17 protein-coding genes are annotated in these 17,236 nt (G+C 61.5%); 14 read left to right on the forward strand and 3 right to left on the reverse strand.

The genetic code is table 11. The features are described from left to right. Positions 1-3: 3 nt before the first annotated feature. The 7 genes from RJ527_11695 to RJ527_11725 all read left to right on the forward strand — a co-directional run bounded on the left by RJ527_11695 (position 4) and on the right by RJ527_11725 (position 6,777). Positions 4-1,701, forward strand: coding sequence for a cbb3-type cytochrome c oxidase subunit I (locus RJ527_11695; GenBank protein WND74703.1), 1,698 nt, complete (start codon positions 4-6; stop codon positions 1,699-1,701). Between the two features lie 42 nt (positions 1,702-1,743). Next, positions 1,744-2,619, forward strand: a complete 876-nt coding sequence (gene cyoE, locus RJ527_11700; protein ID WND74704.1) for a heme o synthase — start codon at positions 1,744-1,746, stop codon at positions 2,617-2,619. Continuing rightward, entirely contained in the window at positions 2,603-3,424 is an 822-nt protein-coding gene (locus RJ527_11705) for an SCO family protein (GenBank protein ID WND74705.1), read from the forward strand. The genes cyoE and RJ527_11705 overlap by 17 nt, the downstream gene beginning before the upstream one ends. A gap of 26 nt (positions 3,425-3,450) precedes the next feature. Next, positions 3,451-5,049, forward strand: a complete 1,599-nt coding sequence (locus RJ527_11710) for a cytochrome b N-terminal domain-containing protein (GenBank protein WND74706.1) — start codon at positions 3,451-3,453, stop codon at positions 5,047-5,049. Then, on the forward strand, positions 5,046-5,576 hold the full coding sequence (locus tag RJ527_11715; protein WND74707.1) for a hypothetical protein: 531 nt from the start codon (positions 5,046-5,048) through the stop codon (positions 5,574-5,576). The genes RJ527_11710 and RJ527_11715 overlap by 4 nt, the downstream gene beginning before the upstream one ends. Further along, positions 5,573-5,977, forward strand: a complete 405-nt coding sequence (locus RJ527_11720; protein ID WND74708.1) for a bacteriohemerythrin — start codon at positions 5,573-5,575, stop codon at positions 5,975-5,977. The genes RJ527_11715 and RJ527_11720 overlap by 4 nt, the downstream gene beginning before the upstream one ends. 92 nt (positions 5,978-6,069) lie before the next feature. Then, positions 6,070-6,777, forward strand: a complete 708-nt coding sequence (locus RJ527_11725) for a Crp/Fnr family transcriptional regulator (GenBank protein WND74709.1) — start codon at positions 6,070-6,072, stop codon at positions 6,775-6,777. A gap of 21 nt (positions 6,778-6,798) precedes the next feature. On the opposite strand, the gene RJ527_11730 is transcribed toward RJ527_11725, so the two are convergent. Genes RJ527_11730 through RJ527_11740 form a run of 3 tightly spaced genes read right to left on the reverse strand, consistent with a single transcriptional unit; the run spans position 6,799 to position 10,988 of the window. Beyond that, on the reverse strand, positions 6,799-8,121 hold the full coding sequence (locus RJ527_11730) for an NnrS family protein (GenBank protein ID WND74710.1): 1,323 nt from the start codon (positions 8,119-8,121) through the stop codon (positions 6,799-6,801). Beyond that, positions 8,012-8,941, reverse strand: coding sequence for an FAD:protein FMN transferase (locus tag RJ527_11735; GenBank protein ID WND74711.1), 930 nt, complete (start codon positions 8,939-8,941; stop codon positions 8,012-8,014). The genes RJ527_11730 and RJ527_11735 overlap by 110 nt, the downstream gene beginning before the upstream one ends. Then, positions 8,934-10,988 (reverse strand): 4Fe-4S binding protein, encoded by a 2,055-nt coding sequence (locus tag RJ527_11740; protein WND74712.1) that lies wholly within the window; start codon positions 10,986-10,988, stop codon positions 8,934-8,936. The genes RJ527_11735 and RJ527_11740 overlap by 8 nt, the downstream gene beginning before the upstream one ends. A gap of 265 nt (positions 10,989-11,253) precedes the next feature. Between RJ527_11740 and RJ527_11745 the strand changes: the two genes are divergently transcribed. The 7 genes from RJ527_11745 to RJ527_11775 all read left to right on the forward strand — a co-directional run bounded on the left by RJ527_11745 (position 11,254) and on the right by RJ527_11775 (position 17,236). Beyond that, a complete protein-coding gene (locus RJ527_11745) occupies positions 11,254-12,921 on the forward strand; it encodes a cytochrome D1 domain-containing protein (GenBank protein ID WND74713.1) in 1,668 nt (555 codons plus the stop codon). Positions 12,922-13,014: 93 nt separating this feature from the next. After that, positions 13,015-13,812 (forward strand): uroporphyrinogen-III C-methyltransferase, encoded by a 798-nt coding sequence (gene cobA / locus RJ527_11750; GenBank protein WND74714.1) that lies wholly within the window; start codon positions 13,015-13,017, stop codon positions 13,810-13,812. A gap of 130 nt (positions 13,813-13,942) precedes the next feature. Then, positions 13,943-14,146, forward strand: coding sequence for a cytochrome c (locus RJ527_11755; protein ID WND74715.1), 204 nt, complete (start codon positions 13,943-13,945; stop codon positions 14,144-14,146). After that, positions 14,143-15,339, forward strand: a complete 1,197-nt coding sequence (locus RJ527_11760) for a cytochrome D1 domain-containing protein (protein WND74716.1) — start codon at positions 14,143-14,145, stop codon at positions 15,337-15,339. Before RJ527_11755 ends, RJ527_11760 begins: the two co-directional genes overlap by 4 nt. A gap of 3 nt (positions 15,340-15,342) precedes the next feature. Further along, positions 15,343-15,789 (forward strand): Lrp/AsnC family transcriptional regulator, encoded by a 447-nt coding sequence (locus tag RJ527_11765; protein WND74717.1) that lies wholly within the window; start codon positions 15,343-15,345, stop codon positions 15,787-15,789. Continuing rightward, positions 15,786-16,736, forward strand: a complete 951-nt coding sequence (locus RJ527_11770) for a hypothetical protein (GenBank protein WND74718.1) — start codon at positions 15,786-15,788, stop codon at positions 16,734-16,736. Before RJ527_11765 ends, RJ527_11770 begins: the two co-directional genes overlap by 4 nt. A gap of 5 nt (positions 16,737-16,741) precedes the next feature. Continuing rightward, the gene (locus tag RJ527_11775) at positions 16,742-17,236 is read left to right on the forward strand and encodes an AsnC family transcriptional regulator (GenBank protein WND74719.1); all 495 of its coding nucleotides are present in this window, start codon (positions 16,742-16,744) and stop codon (positions 17,234-17,236) included.

The following is a 17,236-nucleotide window of genomic DNA, read 5'->3' on the forward strand; positions in this document are numbered from 1 at the left end:
ATCATGGCATTTGATTTCGCACATCGGGTTTGCCCCGAAACGGGTTTGAAGGTCTGCAGCCAGGCCGAAAAACTGATCAAGGCGAACGCCGTCGCGGCGATCGTATTTCTGGCCGTCGGCGGCCTGTTCGGCCTTTTGGTGGCGCTTACGCGCTGGCCGGCGGTGCACATCCTGCCCGCCGACCTGTTCTATCTGGTGCTGACGGCGCATGGCGCCGACATCCTGATCTTCTGGGTTATTTTCTTCGAGATCGCGATCCTCTATTTCGCGTCGGCCATTCTGCTTAACTGCCGGCTGGCAACGCCCCGGTTCGCCTGGCTTTCGTTCTGGCTGATGCTGATCGGTTCGGTGATGGCCAACGTGGCCGTCTTGCAGGGTGAATCGAGCGTCATGTTCACGTCCTACGTGCCCATGAAGGCGGCCCCGCATTTCTATCTCGGGCTCATCCTGTTCGCTGTCGGCGCCTTGATCGGCGTGTTCGTGTTCTTCGGCACCCTGGTCGTCGCCAAGCAGGAGAAAACCTATAAGGGATCGGTCCCCCTGGTCACTTTCGGTGCCGTGGTCGCGGCGGTGATCGCGGTCTATACCATCGCCTCGGGCGCGATCATCCTGATCCCCACGTTCCTGTGGTCCGTCGGCCTGATCGCCGAGATCGACACCCTGACCTATCGGGTCGTGTGGTGGGGCATGGGCCATTCGTCACAACAGATCAACGTCGCGGCCCATGTCTCGGTGTGGTACGCCATCGCGGCCCTGACCGTGGGCGCCAAGCCGCTCAGCGAAAAGGTCAGCCGCACGGCGTTTCTGCTTTACGCCTGCTTCCTGTTGATCGCCTCGGCCCACCACATTCTGGCCGACCCGGGCATCAGCTCGAACTGGAAGGTGTTCAATACTTCCTACGCCATCTATCTCGCCGTCGTCGCCAGCATGATCCACGGCATGAGCGTCCCCGGCGCGGTCGAGGCCGCCCAGCGCCGCAACGGGTTCACCCAAGGCATGTTCGGCTGGCTGCGCCGCGCACCCTGGGGCAATCCGGCTTTTGCGGGGATGTTCCTGTCCCTGGTTCTGTTCGGTTTCGTGGGCGGGATTTCCGGCGTCGTGCTCGGCGCCGAGCAATTGAACCTGTTGATGCACAACACCATCTACGTGCCCGGTCACTTCCACGCCACGGTCGCGGCCGGAACGACCCTGGCCTTCATGGCCATGACCTATCTGGTCGTTCCCCTGGTCTTCCAGCGCGAACTGATTTTGAAGAGCTGGGCCCGCTGGCAACCCTACATGTTCGGGCTCGGCACCTTCGGTATCTCCATGTTCATGATGGGAGCAGGAACCCTCGGCGTTTCACGGCGTCATTGGGACATGACCTTTACCGATTCGGTATTGACCTTCGACTATCCTCCGGCGGCCTTCCTGATGATGGGGCTGAACGGTATATTCGGGGTGATCGCCACCATCGGCGGTATCATGTTCGTCGTCGTGATCGTCGGCTCGGTGCTGTTCGGCAAGAAACGCGGCGCGGAAGAAGCGCGCCTTTCGCCCGTCGTGTTCCAAGGGAGGGCGGCGGCCATCGTCAGCCATGACGGTGCCCATACCCTGCACGTGCCGGGGACGATCACGCTGGTGACGATCTTCTTCATCAGCTTCGTCCTCTACTACTTCGTCAACTGGAAGTTCCTGTCGGAAGTCTGGCCGCTGTCCTAAGCGGCCGGTCTCCGGCGGGGTCCGCCAAGGGGAACAGGTGTCATGACGACCGTCTTGCGGGATTTCTACGGCATCTTCAAGATCCGCATTGGCATCGCCATCGCGCTCAGCGCGGTGGCGGGCCTTGCGGTCACGCCGGGAATTAGCCTGCCGGTCTGGCAGGTGACGGTCCTGGGGTTCGCCGCCCTGGGCGCCAGTGCGGCCGCCGGCGCTTTCAATCAATTGATCGAACGCGACCTGGACGCCCGCATGGCGCGGACGCAGAAACGTCCTTTCGTCACCGGGCGGTATCGCGGCGGGGCGGCCTGGTATCTGGGCGTCCTTCTCCTGCTGACGGGATCCGTCACCGTCGCCGGGGTGCTGTTCAATCCCCTGGTCGCTGTTTATCTGTTCCTCGGCGCCTTTACCTACGGCGTCGTCTATACGGTCTGGCTGAAAAAACGCACGCCCTGGAACATCGTCATCGGCGGCCTTTCCGGGACCTTTGCCGTGCTGGCCGGATCGGCGGCCATTTCGCCCGTTCCGGGGCCCGTGCCGGCAATTCTGGCCATGGTCCTGTTCCTGTGGACGCCGCCGCATTTCTGGAGCCTCGCCGCCGCGCTGAAGCGAGATTATGAACAGGCGGGCGTGCCCATGTTGCCGGTCGTTCTGGGTCTGGAACGGGGGTCGCGGGTGATCTTCGCCCATACCCTGGTCCTGGTCGCGGTTTCCCTGTTGCCGGGAATGTTCGGATACGGCCCGCTCTACATGACCCTGGCCGCGGTGGGCGGCGGGTATTTCATCTATCGCGCCTGGCGCCATGTCGAAGCCCCGACCCCGGTCACCGCCATGAAGGCCTTCTTCGCCTCGCTGGGGCAACTGACCCTGGTGCTGGTCGGCGCCATGGTGGAAGGGGGCGTTCTTGCTGGTCTTTCATAGGATATGCACGGCCGTCTTTCTGGCGATCCTGCTTGCCGCCGCCGGGGGCGGCTCGGCGCAGGCCAAATCCAGTCCCTTCGACGCCAAAGCGGCGTTGGCGCTGTCGCAGGCGGCAGTCGGCAGCAATCTGGCCAAACTGCATTTCACCGACAGCCGCAAGCAGCCGGTCAATCTCGCCGACTTGATGGACAAGCCCCTGGTGATCAGTCTGATCTACACCGGTTGCGCCGACATTTGCCCGACCGTCACGGAAAATCTGGCCAACGCGGTCGAGGTCGCGCGGGACATTCTGGGAAAGGATGCCTTTCGGGTCGTCACCGTCGGCTTCGACGCCCGCAACGATTCGCCGGACCGGATGCGTCTCTACGCCGCCAGCCGCGGTATCCGTGTCGACGGCTGGTACTTCCTCAGCGCCGATGCCGCCACCATAGATCAGTTGGCGCGCGACCTGGGCTTCGTGTTCCGGCCGTCGCCCAAGGGCTTTGACCATATGTCGCAAACGTCGGTGGTCGATACGGGCGGGCGGGTCTATCGACATATTTATGGACCGGATTTCGATGCGCCGCTTCTGGTCGAGCCGCTGAAGCAGGTGATCTTCGGCAAGCGGACGGAAATGACCAGCCTGGAAGGCCTGCTCAATCGCGTGCGTCTTTACTGCACGCTGTACGACCCGGCGAGCGGCACCTACCGGTTCGACTACTCGCTGATCATCTCCATCGTGCTGGGCGGATTAAGCTTGGCGCTGGTCGGTACGGTTCTGGTCCGTGCCTTGTGGCGCCATCGCGGCCCGGCCCGTCCTGCATAGACCGAAGCCTGGATCGGAACACCTACGTGAAAACAATCCAAAGCACGCTGCGCTGGGGTTTCATGTGGCTCGATGGCCTGTTCGATCAGGTCTTCACGCCGCGATGGAACCCCATGTACTACCTGGGCGGGCTTGGGTTCTTTTACTTTTGGATCGTTGCGGTCTCGGGCCTGTATCTCTACATTTTTTTCGACACGGGCCTGACGGAAGCCTTCGCCAGCATCGAGTCGCTGACCCATGAACAATGGTATCTCGGCGGCGTCATGCGGTCATTCCACCGCTACGCCTCCGATGCCCTGGTGATCATGATGGTCTTGCACATGGTCCGCGAATTCTCTTTCGACCACTACCGGGGCGCCCGGTTTTTTTCCTGGATCACGGGCGTGCCCATGACCTGGATGGTCATCGCCGCCGGGGTCACGGGCTATTGGCTGGTGTGGGATGAACTGGCGCAGTATATCGCGATCGGGTCGGCGGAGTGGCTGGATTGGCTGCCGATATTCGGCGAACCCATCGCCCGCAATTTCATGTCGCCGGTCAGTCTGGACGACCGCTTTTTCACGCTTCTGATCTTTCTCCATATCGCGCTGCCGTTGGTCCTGTTGCTGGTCATGTGGATCCACCTGCAGCGCGTCGCCTACGCCAAATGGAACCCGCCCCGGGGCCTGGCGGCGGGGACCATGGTGATGATGCTGGTCCTGTCCCTGATGTTCCCCGCCCTCAGCCATGCGCCGGCCGACCTCGCCCGCGTGCCGCAAAGCCTGAATATGGATTGGTACTACCTGTTCGCCTTCCCGGTGATCGAGATGGTCGGCGCCGGACCGGTCTGGGGCTTCGCCTTCGGCGCGACCTTTGTGCTGATGGCACTGCCTTGGCTGCCGCCGCGCAAGGCCCGGCCGGCGGCCGTGGTCGATCTCGGGAACTGCAACGGCTGCACCCGCTGCGCCGCCGACTGTCCGTTCAACGCCATCACCATGATGCCCCGGACGGACGCGCGCCCGTTTGAACAAGAGGCGATGGTCGACGCCGATCTGTGCGTCAGTTGCGGCATCTGTGTCGGCGCCTGTCCGACGGCCATGCCGTTCCGGAAGATGAGCGACCTGGTGCCCGGGATCGATCTTCCGCATTTCTCCGCTGCGGATCTGCGCGACTGTATCCACAAGGCGGCGGCCGGCTTGCAAGGAAGCTCCCGGGTGATGGTGTTCGGCTGCGCGCACGGCATTTCCGGCAGAAAGCTATCCGGAACCAATCGCGCGGGCATCGATCTGCCATGCGCGGCGATGATCCCGCCGTCATTTATCGACTACATCCTGTCCAAGGACCTGGCCGACGGCGTCGCCGTCGTCGGATGCCGCGAGGGGGAATGCCAGTACAGGCTCGGCCCCCAATGGTCGGAGGACCGCTTCGACGGTCGCCGCGATCCGCATTTGCGGTCCCGCGTCCCGCGCGAGAGGTTGTTGCGTATCTGGGCCGCGCCGGTGACCTGGCAAAGCGTCGAACGGGAACTGGCCGCATTTCAAAGTGATCTCAGCATCATTCCGACCCTGTCGACGGTACAGCGCATCCGCCGCCACAAAGGCACGGCCGCGGGCGACGACAGGCCGGAAGGGAAGGCGGTGCCATGAAGTGGATGCCGCTCCGGATATTGGGCCAGGGCGTGATCTACGCCGGATTTGCCGTGCTGATCGCCCATTTTTCCCAAGCCCCTGCGTATCGTCCCATTCCGGACGGTCACGCCCAGATCAAGCTGAGCTTCGCCCATGGCGGCAAGCCAAAGGGGGGCTGCCGGCAGCGCACCGTCGGCGAGCTGGCGAACCTGGCTCCCAACATGCGCAAAGCCATCCTCTGCCCCCGTGAACGGGTGCCCGTGGTTGTGCTGTTTGCGCTTGATAACACGCCGGTTTTCGAGGCCAGCCTGCCGCCGACGGGCCTGCGGGGCGACGGCGCGTCACAGACCTACCGGAAATTCGTGGTCCCTGCCGGATCACATCGGTTGGCGTTCAAGCTGCGCGACTCGGAGCGCACCGAAGGCTTCGATTATGCCGTCGACCGAACGTTCGATCTCAAGCCGGGACAGAATCTCGCGGTCGATTTCGATGCTGAGGCCGGCGGGTTCGTGTTCCGCAACGGGCCGCACGGAGAACAGAAATGATGGCGCTGATAGAATGGCGCGACGATTTCAAGCTTGGGATCCCTTCCGTCGATCACGAGCACGAGGAAATGATCCGCCTAATCAACGAGGCCCATGCCCGCTTGCAGGCTGATGCTCCGGCCGAGGAGATCGAGGCTTTTCTGGGCGAGGTGTTCACCCAGATCGCCGCGCATTTCGCGCTTGAGGAAACCGTGATGCGGATCCGCGCCTACGATCAATACGCAGACCATAAGGCGGATCACGAACGGTTGCTGGACAGCTTGCGGGACATCATGGACACCTTCGAGGCGGGCGATTTCGACGGTCTTTCCGAAGACCTGGGCCTGCGCCTCAGGGACTGGTTCGTGGACCATTTCAAATCCAAGGACGCCCGCCTGCATAAAATGTTAGGCGTATTCTGACAATTCCGGCATCCAGGATGCATTGTTGAGTTTTCCCTGAGATAAATGGCTTAATGGAGGGCGTGGTGTTCATTGGGGGACGAGAGACGCAGGTGAACGTCAGCGACCTTGCAATCGTCAGGGGCCAGCCCCTGTTTTCCAACCTGCCCGAAGGCATGTTCGAGCGGTTGACGGAAAACGTGCAGCCGCGCGCCTATCCCAAGGGTCGGATGATCTTTCAACGCGGCGATCCCGCTGACTATTTCTACGTCGTGCTCGACGGCTGGGTGAAGGTGTTCCGCCACACGCCCGATGGCGACGAAGCGCTTCTTAACATCTTTTCCGGCGGCGACATGTTCGCCGAGGCCGCCGCCTTCATGGGTGCAGGATACCCCGCCAGCGCGGAAGTGGTGGATGATTGCCGGCTTGTCGCACTCGAATCGAAGCGCTTCATATCGACGGTGCAGGAGCATCCGAATATCGCCTTGAGCATGCTCGCCTCGATGTCCCGCCACCTGCACCACCTGGTCTATGAGGTCGAGCGTCTGAAAACCCGAACCGCGAGCCAACGGTTGATCGAATTTCTGCTGCGCCGCTGCCGGGCGGACAAAGGGCCCTGCGTCGTCGAGCTTCCTTATGACAAGAACCTGATCGCCGCACGCCTGGGAATGCAGCCGGAAAGCCTGTCACGCCTGTTGAACCGATTCCGCGAGTTCGGCGTGACGACCGATCAGAATTCGGTCCATATCGAAGACGTGGCACGCCTGCGGGAATTCTGTCCGGTCGAGGATGGCATTGAGGGAAGCCGCACGGTCGCCTGACGCGCCGGGATCGCAACCCGCCTATCCCTGGTGACGAACGCGCGGGCCGGTCAGTACGGCCCAGTAAACGACGACAAAGATTGCGAAGGCCCCCATCCAGGCAAGGCCGGACAGCAAAATCCCGGTGTTGTAAAAATCCATGAAAAAGGTCGGCACGATGAAGCGGCCCAAGGCACCGGCCGTAACCAGGGCATAGGCCAGAACGGTGGCTTTGCCGATGACAAGGGGCCGACCCGTATGACCCAGGGCGGCGCGGCTCATGATGGCCAGGGTCATGGTCCCGATGGCGCCGGCGGACAGCGCATGAAGCGCCGCGGATGGGCTGACACCTGAATCCAGGACCGCAAGTCCCTTCAGCGCCAATCCGGCGACCAACCAGGCAAACCCCAGGTGGAGCACCCAAAGGATGGGCTGACCGAGGGTCCGATAACCCTTCCATTGCAGCAGGCGAAGACCGTTCGCCATCGCTGCCGACAGGGCCAGCCAGCCGGTGACCGGATGGTCGGGGGCCGCCAGATCGGCAACCACCAAGCCCGCCACCAGAACGATCCCGGCGGCGTTTAAAAAGGCCCGGTTGATCGGAAGGTCATCAATATTCTGATTGCGCAGCGCGTTGGTGGTGAAGGCCGGCACGACTCGGCCGCCGATGATCGCGATCAACAGGACGACGGTATCAAGACCCAGGCGCAGGCCGATGGCGACGCCACCATCCAAAAGGCCGAGAAACTCAAGATGCGTCAACAGATTGGCGGTGAACAACAGGCCCAGGATAGGTAGGAAGACGAAGTTTCTCTTCGACCAGTTGCGCGCCATCGCGGCGACGACCAGAGGCAAAAGCAAGGGGATCAACGCCAAGTCCACCACGGCTACCGTCAAGGGCGGCAGATATGCCGATCCACCCATGGCCAGACGCCCGGCCAGCCACGCCGCCGTCAACAACGCCAACATCGGCCCCTGTACAGCATGGGCGCCTGTCCAATTAGGCACGGCCGTCAGGAAGAACCCGGCGATTACGGCCATGGTGAAGCCGAACAGCATTTCATGCGCATGCCAGATATGAGGCGCCATCCCGATGGAGAGTTCGACGACGAGACCGCCGGCGAAATGAATGCCAATCCAGCTTAGAAACAGCCCCATGACCGCAACGGCATGGATCGCCGCCAGCAAGAAGAACGGCCGGAAGCCATAGGAGAAGAAGATGGAGAAGGCACCGGTTTCTTGTTTTTGCGTCATGTCACACCACCTTTGAACCAGGAACCCGCGCGAGAATTCGTGCCCAATCGGAGCGATCACAAACCGACAAGGACGTTGACAGAGCGTCTGCATCGACAGCGCGGCGGGCACGGACAGTCACGGGCATCGGCTCCTTAGCACTGACTCCCGTCCCGGGATCGAAAATATGGTGCACCTCGGGAGAAAATCTCATTCCGTCTGCGCTCGACGTCGCCAGGGCGCCGTCGGCCATGTCCAGGAGGCCGCCGCCGGGTAGTTTAATTTTCCACGGATGGCCATCCGCCCGTCCGCCGACGGCATGAAATTCTCCAAGATCGACAAGCACGTTCCGCCATCCCTGTTCGCGCAGGAGATCGGCCACCCGGTCGGTGATATAGCCCTGGGCGATGCCGTTGAGCGTCAGGCCTGTGCCGGGCGCCATGCTAACGCCCGCAGACGTCAGATGGATACGATGCGCACCGACCTTGGATAGGGCGTCCTGGATATCCTTTGGCGCGGGTCCGCTGCCAGCGCTGCCGTGGGTCCTGAAATGCCGTGCATAAAGATCCCAAATCGGCTGAATCGAGATGTCAAATGCGCCGTTGGTTATTTCCGTGTACCACAGGCTTCGGCGCAGAACGTCCATCAGTTCCAAAGGGGCGGGGTCGATCCCGGCCTTTTTGTTGAGTTGGGATAAGGCGGAGCCCGGGCGGTACAGACTGAGAATGTTTTCCAGTCGGTCGATTTCATCCTTCGCCATCAGGACTGCTGCCTTTGCCGCCGCCCGAGACGGGTGGCTGAGAATGATCCGGGCGTCCGCGCCCAGCGCCGTGCCACGCCATTCGAAAGATTCCGCCGAGGCCTTTCGTCCGCCGATGACGGCACCGGCGAACGCGCCGGCCAGAACCGTTATGCAGCGCCGCCGGTCGGGTGATCTCAACGCGTCAGTCATCACCGTGCATTTCCTTTCTGACATCAACGCCGTTTGCCAGCGCCTGTCGCCGCTCGCGGCGTTTGCGGTCGGCGACCAAGGGCGGGCAGATGTGGTCATCGAAGAAATAGGTTTGGCATTCCAGGCAATGAATACATTCGTTGGGATTGATCTCACCGCTTGGGTGGATTGCCTGGACAGTGCAGCGTTCACTGCAGATCTGACATTCGCGGCCGCACTGATGACGCCGTTTCAGCCAGTTAAAGGTCCGCAGGCGCGCCGGTATGGCGAGCGCCGCGCCTAGCGGGCAAAGGTAGCGGCAGAAAAACCGTTCGATGAACAGGCCGATGGCCAGTAATCCGGCGACATAGGCGACGAAGGGCCAAGCGCGGATGAATTTCAGAGAGATCGCCGTTTTGAAGGGTTCGACCTCGGCGATCACGATCGCCTCGTGGATGGAATGCAGCGACACCGCGAACAGGCCGATGAAGATGATGTATTTGATCGCCCAAAGACGCTCGTGAACGGCAAAGGGAATCTGAATCTGAGGAACTGCCAAATGACGGGCGCCGGCATTGATCAGTTCCTGTAAGGCGCCGAACGGACAAAGCCAACCGCAATAGACCCCGCGGCCCCATAGCAACAAGGTCACGGCGACGAATCCCCATAGAATAAAGACCACCGGGTCGACCAGGAAATGTTCCCACTTAAAACCAGTTAGAAAGGCATGTGCGAAGGTAAAAACCTGAAGTACCGAGAGTTGCCCGCCGGCATACCAGCCAAGCCAGACAAGAACGACGGCCAGGAAAATCAATCGTCCGACATCCCGGAATCGGCGATGGCGAACCAACTGATCTTGAAACACCAATACCGTGGTCAATAGACCGAGCAACACGAGAACGCCGATGACCGTGCCCTGCCGTTTGATCCAGATCTCCTGCCAAAGCGGTACCGGATCATTCGCCGGGGCGGCCGCCGCGACAACGGACACCTTTTCGATAAATGTGTCGGGCAGTCGGTAATCGAAGCTGAATACACCGTTCCGGACTTGGGTGCTTTCGCCCTTGGCTGCGGCGAATAGTTCGACCCGCCAGGGAGCCGCGGGGTCAAATCCGGTCGTGGCGGGAATGATGAACCGCGCGATTTCTCGAAATTCCGGCGCGCCGCTGGCCTTCAGGCGTTCCACGTTCTCATAGGCATCCCGAAACAGACGAATCGTTCGGTCGCCTTGAACGATCTGAATACGGTCGAAAATGCCTGTCTTGAGATAAGAACGGCCCTTGAACGAGTACGACCCGTTGGCGGCGATAAGCACAACGTTGTCTTGGGCGCCAAGAGTCGAGAAAAGCTGCTGGTGGTCACGTTCCCCGATCAGGTTTCCGCCGATCCGCGCGGGCGTCAGTAATGCGGTGTAAAGATCGATGAATAGATCGTCCGGCTTGCCGTCAAGCGCGATCCGCTGTGAAACGTCCCCGAACGTCAGCCGCCGGTGCTGGATGGCCGCTTCGGCAAGCAGGTCCCCCCAGGTCGCCGGGGCATAGTCGCGCCGCTTCAGAGCGGCGTCCCGGGCTGGGGTTCCATGGGCCCGCAGAACGGTCCGCGCCGCTCGGATAATGGCATCCTCGATCACGGCGCTGGAAACGCTGGCCCCGGCGATGGCGTCGGTGGCGGACCGGCTTCGGCCCTTGCGGCGAACCGCCGGCGCCAGAACGTTGATTCCTGAAAACCCCTGAACGAACTTTTGCAGATCCGAGTCGGATATACCGATGACCAGGATCGGTTCGTTATGACTCAGCAGGTGAGCGCCGGTGATCGTCCCGTCCAAGGTGACACCGACCAGAACATCGATGGGGCCACCACCATAACCGGTCGATCCAACCACTTCATTGGTCGACAAGACAAAGCCCGCCATTTTGCCGTCTTTGAACGCTCTCGCGGCGGGGGGTGGGCCGGCAAAGTCTTCCAGCCGTTCCGCCCCGGGGAACAGAATGTCGTGCATCTCCGGGGTCAAGCCGCCGGCCACGGCGGGGAGACCGGCCAAGGTAAAGACCAGGGCACCGACGGCCACCAGCGTTCGTATCCAGATAATCATCCAAAGATTATGGACGCAGGCCGGCGTCTCACCTTGACCGGGGTTAAGCCTCCGGTCGGCGGTCCCCGCGACGGCTCATTGAATATCCCCTCCTTAACCAGGGTTAAGGCCGATCATTTCTCCCAGCCCTATCCTTTGCATCTCACATCACTCATGAGAACCGGCGGGAGCAGGGATTATGAAACGATCAATTTTATCTGCGGCTGTTGTGGCGGCACTGATGGTAGGGACTGCCGCGACGATGGCTGCGGAACCGAAGAAACATGGAACCACGCCGGGAGACCGGTACGAGCCGAGCCTGGACGTATTGCGCGACCAACCGATGGAGCAACCGGGCTCCAAGCCCGGCGAGGTGCCGCTATCAGGCGCTCAATTCCAAAAAGCCAAGCAGATATACTTCGAACGTTGCGCCGGTTGTCACGGCGTTCTGCGCAACGGGGCGACTGGCCCCAATTTGACGACCAAGGTGACGAAGGAACGCGGGTTTGAAACCTTGCGCGACTTCATTACGTACGGTTCACCTGGCGGCATGCCCAATTGGGGAACTTCGGGCGATCTGAGCAAGGACGACATCGATCTGATGGCGCGCTATTTGCTGCTAGAACCGCCGCAGCCGCCTGAGTTCGGCATGAAGGAAATGCGGGCGACCTGGAAGGTCCGTGTTCCTTTGGACAAACGCCCGACCAAAAAGGAAAACAATCTGGACATCGACAATCTGTTCTCCGTCACCTTGCGTGACACCGGACAGGTCGCGTTGATCGACGGTGCATCGAAGAAGATCGTCCAGGTCATCGACACCGGATATGCCGTGCATATTTCCCGCATGTCCGCCTCGGGTCGTTACCTGTTCGTCATCGGTCGTGACGCCAAGATCAACCTGATCGATCTGTGGATGAAAGAGCCGTCAACGGTGGCCGAGATCAAGATCGGCGCCGAAGCCCGTTCGGTCGAAACGTCCAAGATGAAGGGCTGGGAAGACAAGTACGCGGTCGCCGGCGCCTATTGGCCGCCTCAGTACGTGATCATGGATGGGGCCACGCTGGAGCCGCACAAGATCGTGTCGACCCGCAGCATGACCTATGACACTCAAGAGTTTCACCCGGAACCCCGTGTCGCATCGATTGTGGCCTCCCACTACCATCCGGAATTCGTGGTCACGGTAAAGGAAACCGGCCATGTCCTGATGGTCAACTATTCCGACTTGAAAAACCTGAAGGTCACGGACATCGAGGCGGAACGGTTCCTGCATGACGGCGGGTTCGACTCCACGGGCCGCTATTTCCTGGTCGCCGCCAACGCCCGCGACAAGGTCGCGGTGATCGACACCAAGGAAAACAAGCTGGTCGCCCTGATCGAGACCGGCATCAAGCCGCACCCGGGCCGGGGCGCCAACCTCATGCATCCCAAATACGGCCCGGTCTGGGCCACCAGCCATCTGGGTGACGAAACGATTGCTTTGATCGGCACCGACCCCAAGGGCCATCCCGAGCATGCGTGGAAGGTCGTCCAGACGATCGAAGGTCAAGGCGGCGGGGCGCTGTTCATCAAGACGCATCCCAAATCCAAGTACCTTTACGTGGACACCCCGTTGAACCCGGAAGCTGAAATTGCGTCCTCGGTCGCCGTGTTCAAAATCGCCGACCTGGCCAAGGACAAGCCCGCGTTCAAGGTCCTGCCCATCGGCGAATGGTCTGGAATCACCGAAGGTGTGCGCCGCGTCGTCCAGGGCGAATACAACAAGGCCGGCGACGAAATCTGGTTCTCCGTATGGAATGCACGGAACCAGGAATCGGCAATCGTTGTGGTTGACGACAAGACCTTGGAGAAGAAGGCGGTCATCCGCGACAAGCGTCTGGTGACGCCGACCGGAAAGTTCAACGTCTACAACACCCGGAACGACGTCTACTGACCAAGCTGACAGATTGGAATCCGGCGGAGACCAAATGTCCGCCGGATTCCATCCCCCTTCGCATTCTCATGGGTAAACACGGGAGACTCCAAAATGGTGCGAATCTCGTCGTTGAAGGTCTACCTCGTCGGCGCGGGGCCGGGTGATCCGGGACTGTTGACGGTGAAGGCCCGTGACCTTCTGGAACAAGCCGATGTGGTCGTCTATGACCGCCTGGTTTCTAAGGAAATTCTCGATCTGGTTCCCGCCGGTGCGGCCCGGATCAATGTCGGCAAGCAGCCCCACTGCCATCCGGTGCCGCAGGACGAAATCAATAACCTTCTGGTATCGCTCGCCCACGACGGGCGCTGTGTCGTCCGCCTTAAGGGCGGGGATCCATTCATGTTCGGGCGCGGCAGTGAAGAGGCCCTTCACCTCAAACATCACGGCATCGACTTTGAGATCATTCCCGGCGTCACCGCCGCCACGGGGTGTTCGGCCTACGTCGGCGTGCCGTTGACTCACCGCGGGCTGGCGACAAGCGTGCGTTACATCACCGGGCATTGCCGCGACGATCATGAACTCGACTTGGACTGGCGCGGGTTGGCCGACGAGGACACCACGTTGGTCGTTTACATGGGGGCGGCGAGCATGGCGCATATCGCCGTCCGCCTGATCCGCTATGGACTGCCTTCGTCGACGCCGGCCATGGCTGTCAGCCAAGGCACGACCCGGCATCAGCGCCAAGTCGCCTCGACCCTGGGCGAGGTGGCGGACGCTGTTGCCGATGCCGATCTACCGTCACCGATCATGTTCATTGTCGGCCGGGTGGTGACCTTGGCCGACGATCTGGCAAGGGAAACCATCAATGAAGTCGTCAATTTCGACCGCGCGTCGGCCCGCCAGGCTTAATCGCTGTGTGGCCTGGGCCGGCTTGGCGCTGCTTGTCGCAGCCGGTCCGGTTTCGGCGGGCTCTCTGACGGCAGAGCAGGGTGCCCGCCTTGATCACCTGCTGCGTCATGACTGCGGCTCTTGTCACGGCATGACCATGAAAGGCGGCCTTGGCCCGGCGCTTCTGCCTGTGACGTTGCAGGACCGGGACGAGGACGGCCTGGTGCAGATGATCCTGTTCGGCAACCCGGCCCGCGCGATGCCGCCCTGGGGAGGCATGCTCGACGAGGCAGAGGCCCGCTGGATCGTCAGGCGCCTGAAACACGGATTGGACGAAGGGGAGCCCAAACCATGAGCCCACGACTGTCGACGGCCCTGCGGATTGTTCTTCTGGCGGCCATCGCCATGACGGCGTTCGTAGTCGCGCCGCGCGCCGACATGGCGTTGCGCGGTACCGGCGACTTGGGCATCGTCATCGAACGCGCGGCCGGCAGCCTACAAGTGATCGAGACCACGGGACGCACGGCCCTCGGTAGGGTCAAGGGTCTGGGTGATCTCAGCCATGCCTCGGCCGTGTTTTCGCGAGACGGCCGCTTTGCTTTTGTCTTCGGTCGGGACGGTGGTCTGACCAAGGTCGACCTGCTGACCCGGCATATCGTCAAGCGCGTCGTCCAAGCCGGCAATAGCATCGGCGGGGCGATCTCGCAGGACGGGACTCTGGTCGCCGTGTCCAACTATAAACCCGGCGGGGTCAAGGTCTTCGACAGCCGGACCTTGGACTTGGTCGCCGTCATTCCGGCGGTATCCGGCGGCGCGCAATCCAAGGTCGTCGGGTTGGTCGATGCCCCCGGGCAGAAATTCGTGTTCAGCCTGTGGGACGCCGGCGAAATCTGGGCCGTCGACATGTCACGGCCGACGGCCCCGGAAATCACGAAATTTTCCGACATTGGACGCAATCCCTATGACGGCCTGATCACACCGGATGGCCGCTATTACGTCGCCGGTCTGTTCGGTGAGGATGGCTTGGCCAAGCTCGACCTGTGGAACATGGGTGCCGGGGTTACTCGTATCCTCGGCGGTTATGGCCGTGGCGAGGAGAAACTGCCGGTCTACAAAATGCCGCATCTGGAAGGCTGGGCCCAAGCCGGCGGACGATTGTTCCTGCCCGCTGTCGGGCGCCATGAGATTTTGGTCGTCGACGCCGCAACCTGGCGGGAAGTGGGCCGTATTCCGGTTCACGGCCAACCCGTGTTTGCCGTCGCACGTCCGGATGGGCGCCAGATCTGGGTCAATTTCGCACACCCCCTGAACGATACGGTGCAGGTCATCGACGTGCCGGATTTGAAGATCGTCAAGACCTTCACGCCGGGAAAGGCGGTCCTGCATATGGAATTCACGCCGCGCGGCGAGCAGGTCTGGATCTCCGTCCGCGATGAAGATCGCGTCGATGTTTACGACACGGGCAGTTTGACGCGCGTCGGCGAGATCGCCGCCGACAAACCCAGCGGAATTTTTCTGACGGCGCGCGCCGGGCGGACGGGGTTATAGGCCATGGACCTGACCTCCCAGGAACGTGCCTTGATCAACGCCTATCAGCGCGGCTTTCCGTTGGAGGCAAGGCCCTTTGCCCGCATGGGAAAGGATGTGGGAATGTCCGAGGAAAAGGTGCTGGAGGTGATCTCCGGATTGATGGAGAGCGGTGCACTGTCGCGCGTCGGCGCCGTCGTCGCCCCCAACCGCGCCGGGGTTAGCACTCTGGCCGCTATGGAAGTGCCGGCCGAGCGTCTTGGTGACGTCAGTGCCCTCGTCAGCGCCCACAAAGAGGTGAACCACAATTACGAACGCGAACACCGCCTGAACCTGTGGTTCGTGGCAACCGCGCCGGATGCCAGGAAGCTGGCGGACCTACTGTCCGACGTCGCGGCCGAGACGGGCCTGAAGGTCATCGATCTGCCGCTGGTCGAGGCCTATCACATTGATCTGGGATTCCCTGTATGACCGCGATTGACGCCAAGGACAGAGAATTATTGTCGGCGATCGAGGGTGGCCTGCCCTTGGTTGCGGCGCCCTATGCGGAGGTCGGGCAGCGCATAGGATTGAGTGAACAGGAAGTCATCGACCGTTTCGCGGGCTTGATTGATACCGGCGTCGTCAAGCGGCTGGGTTTGGTCGTCCGTCACCACGAGCTTGGTTACACAGCCAATGCCATGGTTGTCTGGGATGTCCCTGATCACAGGGTCGCCGAATTGGGGCGGCGGGCCGCGACCAGGGATTTTGTCACCTTGTGTTACCGGCGTCCCCGGCGGTTGCCGGAATGGCCGTTCAACCTGTTTTGCATGATTCACGGCAAAAACCGGGCCGAGGTCCGGGGCCAGATCGCCCGCCTGAATCACGAGACCGAACTGGGGGCTTTTCCCAACACGGTTCTGTTCAGCCGCCGCCGGTTCAAACAATGCGGCGCGCGGTATGGCGCCGATGCCGCCGACGCGGATGTCATTCCCCTTGATCCCGTCGACCGTCAGATCGTCAATGGACTGCAAGGCGGGTTCCCGATTTCCGACCATCCGTTCGCGGAGGCGGCTGGGCGTTTGGGCTTGACCGAGGTCGACCTGATCACCCGGGTTCAGAGCCTGTGCCAGCGCGGTGTGCTGTCGCGCTTCGGTCCCATGATCAATGCCGAACGTTTGGGTGGCGGCGTGATCTTGGCCGCTCTGGCCGTTCCTGAGGACGATTTCGACCGGGTCGCTGATCTGGTCAATGCCCATCATGAGGTCGCCCATAATTATGCCCGCGACCATCGCCTGAACATGTGGTTCGTGTTGTCCGTCGAACGACCGGAACGTATCGCCGAAGTGATCGCCGATATCGAGGCCGAGACCGGCCTGCATGTCTATCCCATGCCCAAGTTGGAAGAATATTTCGTTGAATTCAAGGTGAGCGTTTGACCGCCATGAACCAGTTTCGATCCAAACTGGACGGCACCGACAGGGCGATCCTGAAAGCCCTGCAAGAGGGGCTTGCCCTCGTGGCCAAACCCTATCATGCGGCAGCCGAGCAATTGAACCTGGACTCGGCCGAGGTCATGGCCCGGCTTAAGCGGATGCAAGCGGCGGGGGTCATCCGCCGTCTGGGCGCCGTGCCCAACCATTACAAGCTGGGCGTGCGTTCCAACGGCATGACGGTCTGGGACATCGACGATGCGGTCATTGACGAGGTCGGGCGGACGGTCGGCGCCCTGCCGTTCGTATCTCATTGCTATCACCGTCCGCGCCATCTGCCGAACTGGCCGTACAACCTTTTCGCCATGGTGCATGGACGCAGCCGTGCCGAAACCGAGGCCCATGCAGCAGAGATCGCCCGGACCCTGGGCACGCAGGTGCGAGCCCATGAAATTCTATACAGCACTCGGATTCTTAAAAAGACCGGTCTGCGCCTGATCGGATAG

The sequence above is a fragment of the Thalassospiraceae bacterium LMO-SO8 genome, from assembly GCA_031655335.1.
Classification (GTDB): Bacteria; Pseudomonadota; Alphaproteobacteria; order Rhodospirillales; family Casp-alpha2; genus UBA1479.

Coding starts and splice junctions, on each gene's coding strand:
- RJ527_11695 (WND74703.1), top strand. CDS start 4: ATGGCATTTGATTTCGCACATCGGGTTTGCCCCGAAACGGGTTTGAAG.
- cyoE (WND74704.1), top strand. CDS start 1,744: ATGACGACCGTCTTGCGGGATTTCTACGGCATCTTCAAGATCCGCATT.
- RJ527_11715 (WND74707.1), top strand. CDS start 5,046: ATGAAGTGGATGCCGCTCCGGATATTGGGCCAGGGCGTGATCTACGCC.
- RJ527_11720 (WND74708.1), top strand. CDS start 5,573: ATGATGGCGCTGATAGAATGGCGCGACGATTTCAAGCTTGGGATCCCT.
- RJ527_11735 (WND74711.1), bottom strand. CDS start 8,941: ATGACTGACGCGTTGAGATCACCCGACCGGCGGCGCTGCATAACGGTT.
- RJ527_11745 (WND74713.1), top strand. CDS start 11,254: ATGGCTGCGGAACCGAAGAAACATGGAACCACGCCGGGAGACCGGTAC.
- cobA (WND74714.1), top strand. CDS start 13,015: ATGGTGCGAATCTCGTCGTTGAAGGTCTACCTCGTCGGCGCGGGGCCG.
- RJ527_11755 (WND74715.1), top strand. CDS start 13,943: ATGACCATGAAAGGCGGCCTTGGCCCGGCGCTTCTGCCTGTGACGTTG.
- RJ527_11760 (WND74716.1), top strand. CDS start 14,143: ATGAGCCCACGACTGTCGACGGCCCTGCGGATTGTTCTTCTGGCGGCC.
- RJ527_11765 (WND74717.1), top strand. CDS start 15,343: ATGGACCTGACCTCCCAGGAACGTGCCTTGATCAACGCCTATCAGCGC.
- RJ527_11770 (WND74718.1), top strand. CDS start 15,786: ATGACCGCGATTGACGCCAAGGACAGAGAATTATTGTCGGCGATCGAG.
- RJ527_11775 (WND74719.1), top strand. CDS start 16,742: ATGAACCAGTTTCGATCCAAACTGGACGGCACCGACAGGGCGATCCTG.